The 17,079-nt window shown below is 56.9% G+C and carries 13 protein-coding genes; 10 read left to right on the forward strand and 3 right to left on the reverse strand.

Translation table 11 applies throughout. The features are described from left to right. The first annotated feature begins 84 nt into the window (after positions 1 to 84). Positions 85 to 1,320, forward strand: a complete 1,236-nt coding sequence (gene moeA, locus LZ634_RS10860) for a molybdopterin molybdotransferase MoeA (protein ID WP_234504872.1) — start codon at positions 85 to 87, stop codon at positions 1,318 to 1,320. Further along, a complete protein-coding gene (gene moeB, locus LZ634_RS10865; protein WP_234504874.1) occupies positions 1,320 to 2,081 on the forward strand; it encodes a molybdopterin-synthase adenylyltransferase MoeB in 762 nt (253 codons plus the stop codon). Before moeA ends, moeB begins: the two co-directional genes overlap by 1 nt. Positions 2,082 to 2,126: 45 nt before the next feature. On the opposite strand, the gene fsa is transcribed toward moeB, so the two are convergent. Next, positions 2,127 to 2,789: a fructose-6-phosphate aldolase gene (gene fsa, locus LZ634_RS10870; protein ID WP_234504876.1), complete on the reverse strand. Its 663-nt coding sequence runs from the start codon at positions 2,787 to 2,789 to the stop codon at positions 2,127 to 2,129. Between the two features lie 133 nt (positions 2,790 to 2,922). Between fsa and LZ634_RS10875 the strand changes: the two genes are divergently transcribed. The 4 genes from LZ634_RS10875 (at position 2,923) to LZ634_RS10890 (ending at position 8,682) form a co-directional block, all read left to right on the forward strand. After that, the gene (locus LZ634_RS10875) at positions 2,923 to 3,825 is read left to right on the forward strand and encodes a glycyl-radical enzyme activating protein (RefSeq protein ID WP_234504879.1); all 903 of its coding nucleotides are present in this window, start codon (positions 2,923 to 2,925) and stop codon (positions 3,823 to 3,825) included. A gap of 5 nt (positions 3,826 to 3,830) precedes the next feature. Further along, on the forward strand, positions 3,831 to 6,263 hold the full coding sequence (locus tag LZ634_RS10880; protein ID WP_234504883.1) for a formate C-acetyltransferase/glycerol dehydratase family glycyl radical enzyme: 2,433 nt from the start codon (positions 3,831 to 3,833) through the stop codon (positions 6,261 to 6,263). Between the two features lie 143 nt (positions 6,264 to 6,406). Further along, positions 6,407 to 7,216, forward strand: a complete 810-nt coding sequence (locus tag LZ634_RS10885) for a Cof-type HAD-IIB family hydrolase (protein WP_234504886.1) — start codon at positions 6,407 to 6,409, stop codon at positions 7,214 to 7,216. A gap of 200 nt (positions 7,217 to 7,416) precedes the next feature. Beyond that, complete coding sequence (locus LZ634_RS10890; protein ID WP_234504889.1) at positions 7,417 to 8,682, forward strand: DUF1479 domain-containing protein; 1,266 nt, start codon at positions 7,417 to 7,419, stop codon at positions 8,680 to 8,682. Here the strand turns inward: LZ634_RS10890 and LZ634_RS10895 are convergent. Then, positions 8,649 to 9,752, reverse strand: a complete 1,104-nt coding sequence (locus LZ634_RS10895; protein ID WP_234504893.1) for a LacI family DNA-binding transcriptional regulator — start codon at positions 9,750 to 9,752, stop codon at positions 8,649 to 8,651. The two genes, LZ634_RS10890 and LZ634_RS10895, sit on opposite strands and share 34 nt — an antisense overlap. A gap of 298 nt (positions 9,753 to 10,050) precedes the next feature. Here LZ634_RS10895 and LZ634_RS10900 point away from each other — a divergent pair, with 298 nt between their 5' ends. From LZ634_RS10900 to LZ634_RS10910, 3 genes are all read left to right on the forward strand, one after another. Continuing rightward, a complete protein-coding gene (locus LZ634_RS10900; RefSeq protein WP_234504895.1) occupies positions 10,051 to 11,352 on the forward strand; it encodes an MFS transporter in 1,302 nt (433 codons plus the stop codon). Between the two features lie 14 nt (positions 11,353 to 11,366). After that, on the forward strand, positions 11,367 to 13,733 hold the full coding sequence (locus LZ634_RS10905; protein ID WP_234504898.1) for a TIM-barrel domain-containing protein: 2,367 nt from the start codon (positions 11,367 to 11,369) through the stop codon (positions 13,731 to 13,733). A gap of 137 nt (positions 13,734 to 13,870) precedes the next feature. Further along, positions 13,871 to 14,119: a hypothetical protein gene (locus LZ634_RS10910; RefSeq protein ID WP_234504900.1), complete on the forward strand. Its 249-nt coding sequence runs from the start codon at positions 13,871 to 13,873 to the stop codon at positions 14,117 to 14,119. A gap of 199 nt (positions 14,120 to 14,318) precedes the next feature. On the opposite strand, the gene LZ634_RS10915 is transcribed toward LZ634_RS10910, so the two are convergent. Continuing rightward, a complete protein-coding gene (locus LZ634_RS10915) occupies positions 14,319 to 15,914 on the reverse strand; it encodes an ABC-F family ATPase (RefSeq protein ID WP_234504902.1) in 1,596 nt (531 codons plus the stop codon). 216 nt (positions 15,915 to 16,130) lie between these two features. Here LZ634_RS10915 and ldtB point away from each other — a divergent pair, with 216 nt between their 5' ends. Continuing rightward, positions 16,131 to 17,051: a L,D-transpeptidase gene (ldtB, locus tag LZ634_RS10920; protein WP_234504904.1), complete on the forward strand. Its 921-nt coding sequence runs from the start codon at positions 16,131 to 16,133 to the stop codon at positions 17,049 to 17,051. The last annotated feature ends 28 nt before the right edge of the window (positions 17,052 to 17,079 follow it).

The raw sequence follows: 17,079 nt of genomic DNA on the forward strand, positions 1-17,079 counted from the left end.
AAGGTACACCACAGGTGGCATACAGTCTGCGGGGCTTTTCTGCCATAATGTGCGCATTCGAACGTTCCCCCCAGGAGTTTAGCCATGGATTTTACCGCCGGATTGATACCGCTTGATACCGCGCTGACGCAGATGCTTAACCAGATAACCCCGCTGCATGACAGCGAATCGGTGCCGCTGCTGCAGGCGTTTGGCCGCATTACCGCCAGCGATATCACCTCTCCACTGGACGTACCGGGTTTTGATAACTCGGCGATGGATGGTTATGCGGTACGTCTGGCCGATATCGCGGCGCAAACGCCGCTGGCGGTCGCGGGTAAAGCCTTCGCCGGGCAGCCGTTCCACGGTGAATGGCCGGCGGGTACCTGCATTCGTATTATGACCGGTGCGCCGGTTCCGGCGGGCTGCGACGCGGTGGTGATGCAGGAAGAGACCGAGCAAACCGACGCCGGTATCCGTTTTGTTGCCAAGGTGAAGCCGGGGCAAAATATTCGCCTGCGTGGTGAAGACATTGCCAACGGTGCGGTGGTATTCCCTGCCGGAACGCGTCTGACGGTGGCCGAATTACCGGTGCTGGCTTCGCTGGGCATCGCGGAAGTTAGCGTAGTGCGCAAAATCCGCGTCGCGCTGTTCTCTACCGGCGACGAACTCCAGCTTCCGGGCCAGCCGCTGGGCGACGGGCAAATCTACGATACCAACCGTCTGGCGGTGCATCTGATGCTCGAGCAGCTCGGTTGTGAAGTCATTAACCTCGGCATTATTCGTGATGATCCGGAACAGCTGCGTCAGACCTTTATCGAAGCCGATAAGCTGGCCGACGTGGTGATTAGCTCCGGTGGCGTTTCCGTTGGCGAAGCGGACTACACCAAAACCATCCTCGATGAACTGGGTGAAATCAGCTTCTGGAAGCTGGCGATTAAACCGGGCAAACCGTTCGCCTTCGGTAAGCTGAGCCATAGCTGGTTCTGCGGTCTGCCGGGCAACCCAGTCTCTGCCGCACTCACGTTCTATCAGCTGGTGCAGCCGCTGCTGGCAAAACTGAGCGCCGGTAGCGCCGCCACTCAGGCACCGCGCCTGCGCGTGCGCACCACCGATGTGCTGAAAAAATCCCCAGGTCGTCTCGATTTCCAGCGTGGTCTGCTGACCCGCAACGAAAACGGTGAGCTGACCGTGGCGACCACCGGCCATCAAGGCTCACATATTTTCAGCTCCTTTAGCCAGGGCAACTGCTTTATCGTGCTGGAGCGTGAACGCGGGCGCGTTGAAGCGGGCGAATGGGTGGAAGTTGAGCCGTTCAACCATCTGCTGGGTGGCCTGTAATGGCCGTGGAGCTTAGCGACAGCGAGATGCTGCGCTACAACCGGCAAATCATCCTGCGCGATTTTGACTTTGACGGGCAGGAGAAGCTGAAGGCTTCACGGGTGCTGGTTGTCGGGCTGGGCGGTTTGGGCTGCGCCGCCGCGCAGTACCTGGCGGCAGCGGGCGTGGGTAAGATGACGCTGCTGGATTTTGACACCGTCGCGCTCTCCAACCTGCAACGCCAAACGCTGCACAGCGATGCCACCATCGGCCAGCCGAAAGTGGACTCCGCCCGTGAGGCGCTGGCGCGGATTAACCCACACGTTGAGCTGGTTCCCCTCAATGCGCTGCTCGAGGAAGAGGCGCTGTCAGCGCTAATTGCTGAGCATGATTTAGTGCTCGACTGCACCGACAACGTCACTATCCGCAACCAGCTTAATCGCGGCGGCTTCCAGCATAAAAAACCGCTGGTCTCCGGAGCGGCGATTCGCATGGAAGGACAGATTTCGGTCTTTACCTATCAAGAAGGCGAACCGTGCTACCGCTGTCTGAGCCGTCTGTTTGGGGAGAATGCGTTAACCTGCGTCGAAGCGGGCGTGATGTCGCCGCTGGTCGGAGTGATTGGCGCGATGCAGGCGATGGAGGCCATCAAAGTGCTGACCCATTACGGCACCCCGGCGGCCGGAAAGCTGGTGATGTATGACGCGATGCGCTGCCAGTTCAGAGAAATGAAATTGATGCGTAACCCTACCTGCGAAGTGTGCGGCCAGCCTTCGGCCTAGCAACACTCTTTCCCTCTCCTTTGCGGAGAGGGAAACCGAATTCGCTTACAGCGACGTACGACCGAACGCCGTTTGCCAATCCTGTTCAAACTTCGCCACCGCCGCATCCACCGCCGGGCTGCTGATTAACTGCTGCGCGACATCCAGCGGCAGCGTAATCGACTGACAGCCCGCCAGCAGGCAATCCAGCGCCTGACGCGGCGTTTTAAAGCTCGCCGCCAGCACTTTTGACTGCGGGGCGTGCAGAGTCAGTAGATCCTGCAATTCACACACGGTCTGAATACCGTTGCCGCCCTGCGCATCCAGGCGATTGACGTATGGCGCGACATATTCTGCCCCCGCCAGCGCAGAGAGCAGCCCCTGCGATGCGCCGTACACCGCGGTGCCCAGGGTCGGAATCCCTTCAGCGGTAAGCAATTTAATCGCCGCCAGCCCCTCTGCGGTTACCGGAATCTTCACCACCAGATCGGGAATAATCGCCCGCAGCTTGTGTGCATCGGCCACCATGCCGTCGGCGGTGGTCGCCATCACCTGGGCAAATAAACGCCCTTTGCCGCCCATGGCATCGCGTAACTCAGGCAGCAACGCATCCAGCGGTTTTTTACCCGCCGCAACAATACTCGGGTTTGTCGTTACGCCCGCCAGCGGAAATACGCGCGCCAGCTTCTTTACCGCCGCGACGTCTGAAGTGTCGAGATAGAGTTCCATGATGTGTCCTTAAACCGTGATATTGAGCATGGATTAACACTACCACAGCAAAACCTCTGCTTAAGTTGACTCACGTCAAAATAACTTTCATTCGAAAGTATTTTAATCTTTATACGAAAGGTGAGGGCTTATTATGATTTTCAACATTCAGCGCTATTCCACCCATGATGGTCCAGGCATCCGCACCGTTGTCTTTCTCAAAGGCTGCTCGCTGGGCTGCCGCTGGTGCCAGAACCCGGAAAGCCGCGCCCGGCAACAGGATCTTCTGTTTGATCCGCGCCTGTGTCTCGACGGCTGCGACCTGTGCCAGAAAGCCGCCCCTGCGGTGATTGAGCGGGTGATTAGCGGCCTGGTTATCCATCGGGAAAAGCTGAATGACGATTCACTTCACGCCCTCAAAGAATGCTGCCCAACCCAGGCGTTAACCGTCTGCGGTGAGGAAAAATCTGCCGACGAGATTATGGCTACCGTACTGCGCGACAAGCCGTTCTACGAACGCAGTGGCGGCGGCATGACGCTGTCCGGCGGTGAACCGTTTATGAACCCAGAGCTGGCGCTCCAGCTACTGAAAAGTGCGCATGAAAACGGTATCCACACGGCGGTGGAAACCTGCCTGCACGTGCCGTGGCGCTATCTGGAGCCGGCGCTGCCCTATATCGACCTGTTTCTCGCCGACTTAAAACACGTGGATGACGCGCGCTTTAAAGAGTGGACAGATGGTTCGGCCAAACGCGTGCTCGATAATCTCAAGCGCCTGTCTGCCGCCGGGAAACAGATAACCCTGCGCGTCCCGCTGATTCAGGGCTTTAACGCCGACGAAGCGTCGATTAAAGCGATTACCGATTTTGCCGCCGGGCAGCTTTCCGGCGTGCGCGATATTCATTTTCTGCCGTACCACACGCTGGGCATCAATAAGTATGCGCTGCTCGGCCAACCCTACTTTGCACCCGATAAGCCGCTCAACGACCCGGCGCTGTTGGATTTCGCCCAACGGTACGCTCATGAACATGGGTTAACGGCGACACTACGAGGATAAAACTGATGACCACGCTGACTCTCGATAAATTAACCGCCCGCATTCAGTCCCACAAAAACGCGCTGGTGCATATCGTTAAGCCGCCGGTGTGTACCGAACGCGCGCGCCACTATACCGAAGCCTACCAGCAGCACATGGATAAACCGATTCCGGTGCGCCGCGCGCTGGCGCTGGCCCATCACCTGGCAGAACGCACCATCTGGATAAAACACGACGAACTGATTATCGGTAACCAGGCCAGCGAAGTTCGCGCCGCGCCAATCTTCCCGGAATATACCGTCAGTTGGATCGAAAAAGAGATTGATGATTTAGCCGATCGCCCAGGTGCCGGGTTTGCCGTCAGCGAAGAGAACAAGCGCGTGCTGCATGAAGTGTGCCCATGGTGGCGCGGCCAGACCGTACAGGACCGTTGCTACGGAATGTTTACCGACGAGCAAAAAGCGCTGCTGGCCACCGGTATCATCAAAGCGGAAGGCAATATGACCTCCGGCGACGCCCACCTGGCGGTTAACTTCCCGCTGCTGCTGGAGAAAGGGCTCGACGGCATGCGCGCGAAAGTTGCCGAACGCCGCACCCGCATTAACCTGACGGTGCTGGACGATCTGCACGGCGATCAGTTCCTGAAAGCGATTGATATTGTGCTCGACGCGGTCAGCCTGCATATCGTGCGCTTCGCCGAGCTGGCGCGCCAAATGGCCGCCGAAGAGATCCGTGAAAGCCGCCGTGACGAACTGCTGGCAATGGCGGAAAACTGCGATGTCATTGCCCATCAGCCGCCGAAAACCTTCTGGCAGGCGCTGCAGCTGTGCTATTTCATCCAGCTGATTCTGCAAATTGAATCCAACGGTCACTCGGTCTCATTTGCCCGTATGGACCAGTATCTCTACCCGTACTATCGCCGCGACGTTGAGCTGGAGCAGTCGCTGGGCCGCGAGCAGGCTATCGAGCTGCTGCACAGCTGCTGGCTGAAGCTGCTGGAAGTGAACAAAATTCGCTCCGGTTCGCATTCAAAAGCCTCTGCCGGCAGCCCGCTGTACCAAAACGTCACCATCGGCGGCCAGAAGTTAGTGAACGGAGAAGCGCAGGACGCGGTTAACCCGCTCTCCTACGCGATTCTCGAATCCTGCGGCCGCCTGCGCTCCACTCAGCCAAACCTGAGCGTGCGCTACCATGCGGGGATGAGTAACGACTTCCTCGACGCCTGCGTGCAGGTCATCCGCTGCGGCTTTGGGATGCCGGCCTTTAACAACGATGAAATCGTGATTCCTGAATTCATCAAGCTGGGCGTCGAACCTGACGACGCTTACGATTATGCGGCGATCGGCTGCATCGAAACCGCCGTTGGCGGCAAGTGGGGCTACCGCTGCACCGGCATGAGTTTTATCAACTTTGCCCGCGTAATGCTGGCGGCGATGGAAGGCGGCCGCGACACCACCAGCGGCCAGGTGTTCCTGCCGCAGGAGCATGCGCTGTCGAAAGGTAACTTTGCCAACTTCGAGCAGATGCTCGCCGATTGGGACAACCAGATTCGCTACTACACCCGGAAGTCGATTGAGATTGAATACGTGGTCGACACCATGCTGGAAGAGAACGTGCACGATATTCTGTGTTCCGCGCTGGTGGATGACTGCATCGAACGAGCAAAAAGCATCAAGCAAGGCGGCGCGAAGTACGACTGGGTATCCGGCCTGCAGGTGGGGATCGCCAACCTCGGCAACAGCCTGGCGGCGGTGAAAAAGCTGGTCTTCGATCAGGGCATGATTGGCCAACAGGCGCTGGCAAAAGCGCTGGCAGAAGATTACGACGGCCTGACTCACGAGCAGCTGCGTCAGCGCTTAGTCAACGGCGCACCGAAGTATGGTAATGATGATGACAGCGTCGATACCCTGCTGGCACGCGCCTACCAGACCTATATCGACGAGCTGAAGCAGTATCACAACCCGCGCTACGGTCGCGGCCCGATTGGCGGTAACTACTACGCGGGCACGTCGTCCATTTCGGCCAACGTGCCGTTTGGCGCCCAGACCATGGCCACGCCGGATGGCCGTAAGGCAAAAACCCCGCTGGCGGAAGGCGCAAGCCCGGCCTCCGGCACCGATCACCTCGGCCCAACGGCGGTGATAAGCTCCGTCGGTAAGCTGCCTACTTCAGCGATTCTCGGCGGCGTGCTGTTAAACCAGAAGCTGAACCCGGCAACGCTGGAAAACGAAAGCGATAAGCAAAAGCTGATGGCGCTGCTGCGCACCTTCTTCGAAGTGCACAAAGGCTGGCACATTCAGTACAACATCGTGTCGCGCGAAACGCTGCTTGAGGCGAAGAAACATCCGGACCAGTACCGCGATCTGGTGGTTCGCGTTGCCGGCTACTCCGCCTTCTTCACCGCCCTGTCGCCGGATGCCCAGGACGATATCATCGCCCGTACCGAGCATACGCTGTAACGCAGGACTCGCCCTTTCCCCTCTCCCTCCCAGGGAGAGGGGCTAAATCGCCCCGCTTTTCTTTCGAATGAAATTAAATTTGTGCTTTAGCTCACATTGTAATTAAATTGCTGCTGGCCGGATTTACCCCAGGAGCATCCCGTATGACCGTTAAAGTTATCGTCACTGATATGGACGGAACTTTTCTTAATGACGCCAAAACCTACGACCGTTCGCGGTTTCTGGCGCAGTTTGAACAGCTTCAACAGCGTGGCATTGAATTCGTCGTCGCCAGCGGCAACCAGTACTATCAGCTCATTACCTTCTTCCCTGAGATTCGCGACCGCATCTCCTTTGTCGCTGAAAACGGCGCGCTGGTCTACGAACACGGCCAGGAACTGTTCCACGGCGAGCTGACCCGCCACGAGTCACAAACGGTGTTCACCGAACTGCTGAAAGACCCGCAGCTGAAATTCGTCGCCTGTGGTCTGGAAAGTGCCTATATCAGCGATAGCGCGCCGGACGAGCTCGTGGCGCTGATGTCGAAGCACTACTACCGCTTGAAGCGTGTGGCGAACTATCACGATATCGACGACAAGATTTTTAAATTTTCACTGAATCTGCCGGACAGCGAAATCCCAGAGCTGGTCGATAAGCTGCACGTCTCGCTCGATGGCATCATGAAGCCGGTGACCAGCGGTTTTGGCTTTGTTGACCTGATTATCCCTGGCCTGCATAAAGCCAACGGTATCAGCCGCCTGCTTAAACGCTGGCAGGTTTCCCCGCAGGAGTGCGTGGCGATTGGCGACAGCGGCAACGATGCGGAAATGCTGAAGCTGGTGAAGTATGCCTTCGCCATGGACAACGCCGCCGAGAGTATTAAAGCCATTGCCGGATATCAGACCGACGACAACAATCACCACGGCGCGCTGAACGTCATTCAGGCCGTGCTGGACGGCACAACGCCCTTCTGATTTCCCCCCTTTGCCGATTCGATAAATGCAGCGCCACCGGGCACATCGCCGGGTGGTGGCGTTGCTTTATCTGCCCGACCGTTTGCTCCCATTTCCCTGGCCTCAATTCGCATAAAATTTAAACTTGCATTAACTTAATTTTAACTTAAAGTATCACCTGTAATTATTTTTACTTTCGAATGAAAGATTGCGAGGTTGATATGCCGATTACCTTTACCCACCAAACGCTGCCCGCCGACCCGAAAGCGGCCATTCGTCAAATGAAGCAGGCGCTACGCGCGCAGATTGGCGACGTACAGGCGGTATTTGATCGTCTGAGCGCCACCATCGAAGCGCGAGTGGCGGAAATTAACGCCCTGAAGGCGCAGGGGCAGCCGGTCTGGCCGGTGATTCCATTTGCCGATATCGCCGCGGGCAATCTCAGCGACGCCACCCGCGCTGAAGTCAAACGTCGGGGCTGCGCGGTGATTAAAGGCCACTTCCCGCGCGAGCAGGCGCTGGCGTGGGATCGTTCAATGCTCGACTACCTCGACCTCAACCGTTTCGACGACGTCTATAAAGGCCCTGGCGACACGTTCTTTGGTTCGCTCGACGCCTCGCGTCCGGAGATCTACCCAATCTACTGGTCGCAGGCGCAGATGCAGGCGCGGCAAAGTGAGGAAATGGCGCAGGCGCAATCATTCTTAAATCGCCTGTGGCAGGTAGAAAGCGAAGGTCAGCAGTGGTTTAACCCGGACATCAGCGTGATTTATCCGGACCGCATTCGCCGCCGTCCGCCGGGCACGACCTCTAAAGGACTCGGCGCGCATACCGACTCCGGCGCGCTTGAACGCTGGCTGCTGCCGGCCTATCAGCAGGTGTTCGCCAGCGTATTTAGCGGCAACGTCGAGCAGTACGATCCGTGGAATGCGGCGCATCGCACCGAGGTGGAAGAGTATACGGTGGATAACACCACCAAATGCTCGGTATTCCGCACCTTCCAGGGCTGGACGGCGCTGTCAGATATGATCCCGGATCAAGGACTGCTACACGTGGTGCCGATTCCGGAAGCCATGGCCTATGTGCTGCTGCGCCCGCTGCTCGATGACGTGCCGGATGATGAACTGTGCGGCGTGGCGCCGGGCAAAGTGCTGCCGATTTCCGAGAAATGGCACCCGCTATTGATAAGCGCCCTCACCTCGATTCCCGCGCTCGACGCCGGTGATTCCGTCTGGTGGCACTGCGATGTGATTCATTCCGTCGCGCCGGTGGAGAACCAGCAGGGCTGGGGCAACGTGATGTACATTCCCGCCGCCCCGATGTGTGCGAAAAATCTCGCCTACGCGCATAAGGTGAAAGCCGCGCTGGAGCGCGGCGCGTCGCCGGGCGATTTCCCGCGGGAAGACTATGAGGCCGACTGGCAAGGACGATTTACCCTTGCCGACCTCAATATTCACGGCAAGCGCGCGCTGGGTATCGACGCCTGATTGCCATATAGGCCTTCTTGTTCCACGGCGGAGTGCCCTTTCCCCGGGCGCACCCGCCGCACCGATTCCCGCACCGCCAGACGACCGTGCAGCAGCAATGATCCTACCGGCGCGTCCGGACGGATCAAGCGCTGCTGGAGCATCTGCACCGCTTCTACGCCCAGTTCATCACGCGGCACGTGCACGGCGGTCAACGGGACATCTTCGATGGCTGCAAGATTAAAACCGTCGATGCTCATCACCGATACATCCTGCGGCACCCGCAGGCCGCGCTGACTGAGGGCATTGATGGTGCCTGCGGCCATAAAGTCGCCGCCCACCAGAAACGCCGTCGGCATCGCCCGACCATTTCGTTCATCCAGCCACTGTCCCACTTTTTCTTCCGCTTCTTTGGCGCTAAAGCTGCTGATGTTCAGCAGATCGCGTTCATGTTCAAAGACCATGTTGTGCTGCCGCCACGACTCTTTCACTCCCGCTAAACGCTGCTCCATGGTGTAGCGCCGCAGGCACATGACGTTCATCACTTCACGATGCCCCATCTCAAACAGGTAGCGAGCCGCAAAAGCACCAATAAGCCGATGATCCGGAGCAATCGCCGGAAGGCGCATTCTTTCATCGCGGCAGTTGATCAGCACGCAGGGTTTACCGAGATCGGCTGCCAGATCGTGGATATGCGGATCGTCAATACCGAGCAGGATCGCCGCCTGAGTTTCCGCTTCATTCATCCGCGACAGGAACAGCGCCGGATCGCTGTCATTTTCCTCCAGCGGGCAGTAGCGCAGACGTACCTCGTGCGCGGAAAGCGCTTTGCTGATGCTCTGGATCACGCGGTAGTAGAAGATATCCGAGCGCTCATCGAATGCCCGCGGCGGCGCAAAGATAATCAGGCTGTTGAGCAGCATGCGCCCCGCAGCCAGGCCGTCCATCACCCCAAGTTCACGGGCGCAGGCCAGTACCCGTTCACGCGCCCGAGCGCTGGTGTTGGCCTTCCCGGCCAGTACCCGCGATACCGTGCTGGCGGAAAGCCCCGTGCGCCCGGCAATTTCCGCAATTTTCAGCTTCTTTTCCATTTTGTGATCCGCATCTAATTCAGAAATGAAAGAATTTTCATGACCTAAAAACCGCATGTTCTATGGCCTTAAGTATGTATGCGTAATGTATATCAGCCACTCATGAAAAAACGTGCATAAAACCCACTTTCATCGAATTTTGTTGTCGCCTACTGTGAATTGGTAGAACAACTTCCATACAAGAATGATGGAAGGTCGTAGAAATAAAACAAATAAATATCAACCGATTATAAAAAGTGGTGTGACAACTCTCCGCGAGTGGCCCCACCGTTCCCTACAGCTTTCCGTGGAGATCCCGATGAGTCAGGGTATCAATAACGATATGGCCGTGAGTAAACCGCGCCGGATAGTCAAAAATTTACGTTGGTGGGTACTGGTCCTGTTTTTACTGGGCGTCACCGTCAACTACATCACCCGTAACTCGCTGGGGATCCTTGCCCCGGAACTGAAAACCAGCCTCGGGATCACCACCGAACAATATTCCTGGATCGTCGGCGCATTCCAACTGGCCTATACCCTCTTCCAGCCGCTGTGCGGTTGGCTGATTGACGTTATCGGCCTGAAGCTCGGCTTTATGATTTGCGCCGGGCTGTGGGCGTTGACCTGCCTGCTGCACGCCGGAGCTGGCAACTGGCTGCATCTGGCAATTTTGCGCTTCTTTATGGGTGGTGCGGAAGCTGCCGCCACGCCGGCTAACGCCAAAACCATCGGCGAATGGTTCCCGAAATCTGAGCGCCCGGTGGCTGCGGGTTGGGCTGGCGTCGGCTTTTCTATTGGTGCGATGCTGGCACCGCCGATTATCTACTTCGCGCATGCTTCGTTCGGCTGGCAGGGTGCATTTATGTTCACCGGCGTGCTGGCGGCGGCGTGGGTGGTGCTGTGGTGGGCGTTCTACCATAACCCGGATAAACACCCGAATCTGAGCAAAGAAGAGCTGGAATTCATTCGTCAGGATAATGAACCGCCGGCAGTGAAATTACCGTTCCTCACCGCGCTGAAAACCGTCGGCAAGAACAAGCGTTTTTACGGTATCGCGATCCCGGCATTCATGGCTGAACCGGCCTGGGCGGTGATGAGCTTCTGGGTGCCGCTGTACTTGTCCAAAGCCTACGGTATGGATCTGAAGCAGATTGCCCTCTTCGCCTGGCTGCCGTTCCTGGCCGCCGACCTTGGCAGCGTGGCCAGCGGCTATCTGACCAAACTGTACGTTCGCCTGTTCGGCTGCTCCCGGGTGAATTCAATCGTTGCCTCCTCCGTGAGCGGCGCGTTCCTGATGATCTCCCTGGCGGCTATGGCCTTCACCAATAACCCGTATGTCGCGATTGCGCTGATCTCTGTTGGCGGTTTTGGCCACCAGATTATCTCCTGCATGCTCAGCGCCCTGGTAGTGGAGTCCTTTGATAAAGGCCAGATGGCCACCGTTAACGGCATGCGCGGGTCCGCCGCGTGGATCGCCAGCTTCGCCTTCTCCCTGATTATCGGGGTTACCGCCGACAAAATCGGCTTTAACCCATTATTTATCGCCATGGGTTTCTTTGACCTGATTGGCGCTTTCTTCCTGGTCACCTTTATTGCTGAACGTCGCGCAAAACGCGCCTGAGAGTGGATGTAAACATGAAAACGCTGAAAAACTGGACCCTGCAAAAACAGTCAACCCATCACGTCGAACTGAGCGTTGATGGCCAGCACACGCTGTGTCTGTACGTACTGGAAGAGAATCTGTTTCGCGTGCTGTTAAAACGCAAAGGCGAACTGGCGCTGAATCGCACCTGGAGCATTGCCCCGGCGCAGGATGTTCCGTGGGAAGGTCGCGATCGCGAGGATCTCAGCGGCTTTACCCTGCCCGGCTGGACGCTCAGCCAGCAGGACGACACGATAGTAGTAGCCACCGAATCCCTGCGCGCGACCGTCCACCAGCCGCTGTGGATTGAGTGGCACTACCGCAATGCAGAAGGTGCATGGCAGCCGCTGGTGAGCGACCGTCCAACCAGCGCCTATTTGGTCAACGCCCATGGCGACGGCGTGGCGCACTACCAGAGCCGTCGTAAGGACGAGCGTTTTTACGGCCTGGGCGATAAAGCGGGCGACCTGCAGCGCGGCGGCAAACGTTACGAGATGCGTAACCTTGACGCCATGGGCTATAACGCCGTCAGCACCGACCCGCTGTACAAGCATATTCCGTTCACCATCACCCGCCGTGACGATGTGAGCTTCGGGCTGTTTTACGATAACCTCAGCAGCTGCTGGCTGGATCTGGGGAATGAAATTGATAACTACCACACCGCCTATCGCCGCTGGCAGGCCGAGGCTGGTGATATCGATTATTATCTGTTTACCGGCGAGCGCGTGCTGGACGTCACCAAGTCATTTGTCCGTCTGACCGGGAAAACCCTGTTCGGGCCGAAATGGAGCCTCGGCTACAGCGGCTCGACGATGCACTACACCGATGCGCCGGACGCGCAAAACCAGCTGATGAACTTTATTCGCCTGTGCGACGAGCACGCAATTCCATGCGATTCGTTCCAGCTATCGTCCGGCTACACCTCTATAAACGGCAAGCGCTACGTGTTCAACTGGAACTACGACAAAGTGCCGCAGCCGAAGGTGATGAGCCAGGCGTTTCACGATGCAGGCCTGCATCTGGCTGCCAACATCAAGCCGTGCCTGCTGCAGGATCACCCGCGCTATGGGGAAGTAGCCGAAGGCGGGCTCTTTATCCGTGATTCCGAAAGCGACGGTCCGGAACGCTCCAGCTTCTGGGATGATGAAGGCTCACACCTCGATTTCACCAACCCGAAAACCGTGACCTGGTGGCAGGAAGGTGTGACCCAGCAGCTGCTGGAGCAAGGCATTGATTCCACCTGGAACGATAACAACGAGTTTGAAGTATGGGATGGCGAAGCCCGCTGCTATGGCTTTGGCAACGAAATTGCCATCAAACACATTCGCCCGGTAATGCCGCTGTTGATGATTCGCGCCTCGCTGGAAGCGCAGCAGCGTTTTGCGCCAAACAAACGCCCGTACCTGATTTCCCGTTCCGGCTGCGCCGGGATGCAGCGCTACGTGCAAACCTGGAGCGGCGATAACCGCACCAACTGGGATACCCTGCGCTACAACATCCGTATGGGGCTGGGCATGAGCCTGTCAGGGCTGTACAACCTGGGCCACGACGTGGGCGGCTTCTCCGGCGATAAGCCAGATCCGGAACTGTTTGTCCGCTGGGTACAAAACGGGGTGATGCACCCACGCTTTACCATCCACTCATGGAACGACGACCATACGGTCAACGAGCCGTGGATGTATCCAGCCATTACCCCATGCATTCGCGAAGCCATTGAGCTGCGCTACCGTCTGATGCCGTACCTCTACACCTTACTGTGGCAGGCACACGCTGATGATGAACCGATGCTGCGCCCAACCTTCCTCGACCACGAGCATGATGAAAATACCTTCGCCGAGTGCGATGACTTCCTGCTGGGTCGTGACCTGCTGGTGGCAAGCGTGGTGGAACAAGGCCAGCGCCAGCGTCCGGTATGTCTGCCCGACAATGAGCACGGTTGGTATGATTTCTATACCGGCGAGTGGTTCTCCGGCGGTCAAAATATCGTGATTGATGCGCCGCTGGAGAAACTGCCGCTGCTGGTCCGCGCGGGCGCGGGTCTGCCACTCAGCGAGCGTATCTCCTATGTTAACGCCGCCGAAGATTCCAGCCGCGAACTCAAGCTGTTCCCGGTTAAAGGCGTGGGTTCAACCAGCGGTCAGCTGTTCGAAGATGACGGTGAATCCTGGGGCTATAAAGAAGGCAATGCGCTGTGGCTGGATTGGGAGATGGTCTGCACCGGCAGTACTATCGACCTGAAGGTCAACGCACGCGGGGATTACCGCCCGGCGTGGCAAGCGCTGAAGGTCACGCTGCCTGCGGGTGAGAAACGCCAGCTGTTGATTAATGGCGTTGCCGCCTGCGAGTGGGTACGGAACTAATCTCTTCACCGCTCGGGTGAGCGTAAAGCTGTTTTTTGTCCAGCTGTAACAAAGTACGCCATGTGTGTAACAGCACATGGCGTTTTTGATGGCGGACAGATAACGTGATAGTTATCTTTCACTCGCGGACATTCATCATGAAAACATTACCCGTTCTTGCGGTTGCTCTTGTTCTCAGTTCAACGAGCGCGCTGGCTTTTCAGGAGAAACCCTCGCCGGAGGCCGTCGCAGCGAGCGCTACGGTAAAAACGACCGCGCTTAGCCGTTTTTCAGCAGACGAGAATGACGGTTCGATTGCCCAGGTTTATAGCCCTGGCACCTTTAGCAGCAACAACACCTATACCGCCAACGGCTACCCGGTGCCGGTTCCCCACCATCATCATTAATACGCCGGGCGTTGCTATCCGCCAACCCGTTCACCATAACGTTCCATCGATAAGGGTCATTCTTCACAACATTGTGCAGGAAATATGGGGCGAAAAAGGAGTTAGTGGTGTATTGCAGGAAGGTTGGAGGATATGAAAGAAAAATGGATGGGGAGAATAATGCCCCCGGTGCGGCGAACCCGCACCGGGGGAAAACAACTTAGTTGTCGATACCTTTGCTGCGCAGGTAATCTTCGTAGTTACCGGTGAAGTCCACCACGCGCTCAGGCGTAATTTCAATCACGCGGGTCGCCAGCGAGCTGACGAACTCACGGTCGTGGGAAACGAAGATCAGGGTGCCCTGATACATTTCCAGCGCCATGTTCAGCGATTCGATAGATTCCATATCCAGGTGGTTGGTTGGTTCATCCATCACCAGGATGTTCGGTTTTTGCATCATCAGCTTACCGAACAGCATACGGCCCTTCTCACCACCGGACAGTACTTTCGCCGGCTTTTTGATATCGTCCTGGCTGAACAGCAGACGGCCGAGGAAACCACGGACCACCTGCTCATCGTCGCCTTCCTGTTTCCACTGGCTCATCCAGTCGAACACGCTCAGGTCGTTATCGAAATCTTCTGCGTGATCCTGCGCGTAGTAACCAATCTGCGCATTCTCGGACCATTTCACGGTGCCATGATCGGCTTCGAGCTCACCCACCAGCGTTTTCAGCATGGTGGATTTACCCACGCCGTTCGCGCCGAGAATAGCCAGCTTTTCACCCACTTCCAGCAGCAGGTTAACGTTCTTAAACAGCGGACCGTTATCAAAGCCTTTGGTGAGCTCTTCCACCGCCAGCGCGTTACGGAACAGTTTCTTATCCTGCTCGAAGCGGATGAACGGGTTCTGACGGCTGGAGGCTTTTACTTCATCCAGCTTGATTTTATCAATCTGACGGGCACGAGAGGTGGCCTGACGAGATTTAGAGGCGTTGGCGCTAAAGCGGCTAACGAAGGATTGCAGGTCAGCAATCTGCGCTTTTTTCTTGGCGTTATCTGCCAGCAGACGTTCACGCGCCTGAGTCGCCGCGGTCATGTATTCGTCGTAGTTACCTGGGTACACGCGCAGTTCGCCGTAGTCCAGATCCGCCATGTGGGTACACACCATGTTCAGGAAGTGACGGTCGTGCGAGATGATAATCATGGTGCTGTCGCGATCGTTGAGCGTCTGCTCCAGCCAGCGGATGGTATCGATGTCCAGGTTGTTCGTTGGTTCATCGAGCAGCAGAATGTCTGGGTTAGAGAAGAGCGCCTGCGCCAGCAGCACACGCAGTTTCCAGCCCGGTGCGACTTCGCTCATCAGACCGTAATGCTGCTCAACGGGAATACCCACGCCCAGCAGCAGTTCGCCCGCGCGGGACTCCGCGGAGTAACCGTCCATCTCGCCGTAAAGCACTTCGAGGTCGGCCACTTTGTAGCCATCTTCTTCGCTCATTTCCGCCAGACCGTAGATGCGGTCGCGCTCTTGCTTCACTTCCCACAGCTCGCCGTGACCCATGATTACCGTATCAAGCACGGTGAACTCTTCAAAGGCGAACTGATCCTGGCGCAGCTTACCGATGCGTTCGTTCGGATCGAGGGAAACGTTGCCCAGCGTCGGTTCTAAGTCGCCGCCGAGGATTTTCATAAAGGTGGATTTGCCGCTCCCGTTAGCGCCAATCAGGCCGTAACGGTTGCCGCCGCCAAATTTGACGGAGATGTTTTCGAACAGCGGCTTACTGCCAAACTGCATGGTGACGTTGCTGGTAACTAACACGGGAGTATCCTGAAGAATGTGACAAACCGCCTATTGTGCCACAATTCCGAATAAAAAGCGCCCGCCATCGCAAGACGCTAAACTGTAACTGAAGTGAAAAAAATGTGATTTAGTACACATCCGAATTCCATGCGACAAGGAATGCACATATAATGCGCTCCTACTAACAGGGTAAATTCCTAAACAACCGCCGTAAGGCACTGATACCTCGCACACATGAACATGAAATTAAAAACGATTTTCGCTGCGGCGCTTGCTGTCGTGGGCTTCTGTAATTCGGCATCTGCGGTAACGTATCCGCTGCCGACCAACGGCAGCCGCATTGTCGGTCAGAACCAGGTCATCACCATTCCTGACAACAATAAGCAACCGCTGGAATACTTCGCGGCCCAGTATCAGATGGGTTTGTCTAACATGCTGGAAGCAAACCCTGGCGTGGATACCTACCTGCCAAAAGGCGGCACCGTGCTGAATATTCCTCAGCAGCTGATCCTGCCGGATACCGTGCATGAAGGTATTGTCATTAACAGCGCAGAAATGCGTCTGTACTACTACCCGAAAGGCACTAACACCGTTATCGTGCTGCCAATCGGTATCGGCCAGTTGGGCAAAGATACGCCAATCAACTGGACGACCAAGGTAGAACGTAAGAAAGCCGGTCCAACCTGGACGCCAACGGCGAAAATGCACGCGGAATACATCGCCGCAGGCAACCCGCTGCCAGCCGTTGTTCCCGCCGGCCCGGATAACCCTATGGGGCTGTACGCGCTGTATATCGGTCGTCTGTACGCTATCCACGGCACCAACGCCAACTTCGGTATCGGTCTGCGCGTAAGCCACGGCTGTGTGCGTCTGCGTAACGAAGACATCAAGTTCCTGTTCCAGAACGTGCCGGTTGGCACCCGTGTCCAGTTTATTGATGAGCCAGTGAAAGCGACCACCGAGCCAGATGGCAGCCGCTTCATTGAAGTTCACAACCCGCTGTCCACCACAGAAGCGCAGTTCGAAGGTGGTGAAATTGTGCCAATCGCGCTGACTCAGGCGGTACAGAAAGTGACTGGCCAGTCTGACGTTGACCAGAGCATCGTTGACCAGGCGGTTAAAAACCGTTCCGGGATGCCGGTTCGTCTGAACTAAGTCGGCTTTAAAATAGAAAATGGCGGGT

Origin of the sequence: Kluyvera intermedia, assembly GCF_021440345.1 — a bacterium.
Taxonomy (GTDB): Bacteria; Pseudomonadota; Gammaproteobacteria; order Enterobacterales; family Enterobacteriaceae; genus Kluyvera; species Kluyvera intermedia_A.

Coding starts and splice junctions, on each gene's coding strand:
- LZ634_RS10905 (WP_234504898.1), top strand. CDS start 11,367: ATGAAAACGCTGAAAAACTGGACCCTGCAAAAACAGTCAACCCATCAC.
- LZ634_RS10895 (WP_234504893.1), bottom strand. CDS start 9,752: ATGGAAAAGAAGCTGAAAATTGCGGAAATTGCCGGGCGCACGGGGCTT.
- LZ634_RS10880 (WP_234504883.1), top strand. CDS start 3,831: ATGACCACGCTGACTCTCGATAAATTAACCGCCCGCATTCAGTCCCAC.
- ldtB (WP_234504904.1), top strand. CDS start 16,131: ATGAACATGAAATTAAAAACGATTTTCGCTGCGGCGCTTGCTGTCGTG.
- moeA (WP_234504872.1), top strand. CDS start 85: ATGGATTTTACCGCCGGATTGATACCGCTTGATACCGCGCTGACGCAG.
- LZ634_RS10885 (WP_234504886.1), top strand. CDS start 6,407: ATGACCGTTAAAGTTATCGTCACTGATATGGACGGAACTTTTCTTAAT.
- LZ634_RS10910 (WP_234504900.1), top strand. CDS start 13,871: ATGAAAACATTACCCGTTCTTGCGGTTGCTCTTGTTCTCAGTTCAACG.
- LZ634_RS10890 (WP_234504889.1), top strand. CDS start 7,417: ATGCCGATTACCTTTACCCACCAAACGCTGCCCGCCGACCCGAAAGCG.
- LZ634_RS10875 (WP_234504879.1), top strand. CDS start 2,923: ATGATTTTCAACATTCAGCGCTATTCCACCCATGATGGTCCAGGCATC.
- fsa (WP_234504876.1), bottom strand. CDS start 2,789: ATGGAACTCTATCTCGACACTTCAGACGTCGCGGCGGTAAAGAAGCTG.
- LZ634_RS10900 (WP_234504895.1), top strand. CDS start 10,051: ATGAGTCAGGGTATCAATAACGATATGGCCGTGAGTAAACCGCGCCGG.
- moeB (WP_234504874.1), top strand. CDS start 1,320: ATGGCCGTGGAGCTTAGCGACAGCGAGATGCTGCGCTACAACCGGCAA.